The organism is Melaminivora alkalimesophila (assembly GCF_000282995.1).
Taxonomy (GTDB): domain Bacteria; phylum Pseudomonadota; class Gammaproteobacteria; order Burkholderiales; family Burkholderiaceae_C; genus Melaminivora; species Melaminivora alkalimesophila.
On record NZ_ALEE01000714.1, the window covers coordinates 1 to 2,003 of the forward strand.

Below are 2,003 nucleotides of genomic sequence, written 5' to 3' on the forward strand. Positions count from 1 at the left end.
GCAGGCCGGCGGCTGGCGCGTCGGGCCCTTCCGGCGGCGCTGCGGCATCGCTCTTGTTCCACACGTCGATCACCGGCACGCCGGCCGGCAGCCGCTGCGCCAGGGTGGCGGCGATCGCGTCGTCCGCCGCGCCGTGCTCGGGCTCGTGCAGGCGCGTGAGATCGTGCAGGAAAAGCACCGCGTCCGCCGCGGCGATCTCCTGCCAGGCGCGCTCGATGCCGATGCGCTCGACCTCGTCGCCGGCCTCGCGCAGACCGGCGGTGTCGATCACGTGCAGCGGCACGCCCTCGATCTGGATGGTCTGCTGCACCTTGTCGCGCGTGGTGCCGGGGATCGGCGTGACGATGGCCAGCTCCGCGCCTGCCAGCGCGTTCAGCAGCGAGCTCTTGCCGGCATTGGGCTGGCCGGCGATCACCACCTTGATGCCCTCGCGCAGCAGCGCGCCCTGGCGCGCGCGCCCGAGCACGCCTTCGAGCAGCTCCTGCAGGCGTGCCAGCTGCCCGGCCGCGTCCGCCTGGCGCAGGAAGTCGATCTCCTCCTCGGGAAAGTCGAGCGTCGCCTCCACCAGCATGCGCAGGTGCACCAGCGCGTCGCGCAGCGCGTGGATCTCGCGCGAGAAGGCGCCGGCCAGCGAACGGCTGGCGCTGCGCGCGGCGGCTTCGGTGCTGGCGTCGATCAGGTCGGCAATCGCCTCGGCCTGCGCCAGGTCCAGCTTGTCGTTCAGGAACGCGCGCTGCGTGAACTCGCCCGGCTCGGCCAGGCGCAGCCGCGCCAGGCTGCCCTCCGCGGCCACCTGCAGGCAGCGCGCCAGCAGCAACTCCAGCACCACCGGCCCGCCATGCGCCTGCAGCTCCAGCACGTCCTCGCCGGTGTAGCTGTGCGGCGCGGGAAAGTACAGCGCCAGGCCCTGGTCGATGGGCTGGCCGTCGGCGCCGGGAAACGGCAGGTAGTGCGCGTGGCGCGGCACGAGCGCGCGCCCGAGCAGCGCCTGGACGAAGGGCGCGAGTCCGCGGCCGGACACGCGCACGATGCCCACGGCCCCGCGCCCGGGCGCGGTGGCGATGGCGGCGATGGGGTCGTGGTGTCCAGACAGCATGGGGCGGGGGGAGGCAGCGGCGGCCTGGAGGATACCGCGGCGCGCGCCCGCGCGCCCGCCCCCGGCCGGGCACGGCGCCGCGCCTCAGCGCTGGTCCGGCCGCCGGCCCATGCGCGCCATGGCCTCCTGAAAGCCCTTCAGGTAATCCACGCGGGTCTGCTCGGCGATGGCCGGCCACTGCGCCTCGGGCAGGCTCAGCGCCGCAGGCCCTTCCCCGCCACCAGAGGCACCGAAGGCACCCATGCCGTGCAGGTTGATCCAGCGGTGGTCGTAGTCGTGCGGGGTGCGCCGATCCCAGGCCAGGACCTCCTGCACGGTCTTCTCCAGTTGCGGCAGGTGGCGGAAAGCGTACTGGTTGATCGGCCCGCCGTAGCGCTGGTTGAGCACGGCGATGGCCTGGCGCGCCGAGACGTCGGCGCAGCGGTTGGCATCGTAGCGCCCGCGCAATTGGCCGGCATAGAACCAGAACATCGCCTGGTCGTTGCGGCCCTGCTGCATCAGCACGTGCGACAGCGCATACAGCACCGGCGGCGCGTAGCGCTGTGGCGCCTCCTGGACCTGTGCGATGGCGCGCTGGCGTGTGGCGGCGTCCGGGCTGCCCAGCGCCTGCAGCGCGCTGCGGGCGAAGTGGGCGCTGTTGGCCAGGTTCAGCACCGTGTGGTAGATCAATGCCTCGCCCAGGCGCTGCCGCTCGGCCGCGCCCATGCGGGCGAGCTGCGGCTGCTGCGCCAGGCGCACGCGCATGCGGTCGCGCACGGCGCGGATGCTCTGCGGCGAATCGATGCGGGTGCCCTGCACCAGCACCCACGACGAGAGGACGTAGGCCGTCATCGCATCCGCCAGGTTGGCGACGTCCAGCCCATTGGGGCGCGCCACCTCACGGCGGTAGCCCGCCAGCCAGTCCCTC

The 2,003-nt window shown here is 73.6% G+C and carries 2 protein-coding genes; both read right to left on the reverse strand.

Annotated features, from left to right (window positions below):
* Positions 1 to 1,096: tRNA uridine-5-carboxymethylaminomethyl(34) synthesis GTPase MnmE (mnmE, locus tag A612_RS13875; RefSeq protein WP_019375063.1), on the reverse strand; the 1,096-nt coding region annotated here is incomplete at its 3' end.
* 84 nt (positions 1,097 to 1,180) lie between these two features.
* The coding region (locus A612_RS17435) for a DUF6683 family protein (RefSeq protein WP_158000173.1) at positions 1,181 to 2,003 on the reverse strand (823 nt) is incomplete at its 5' end.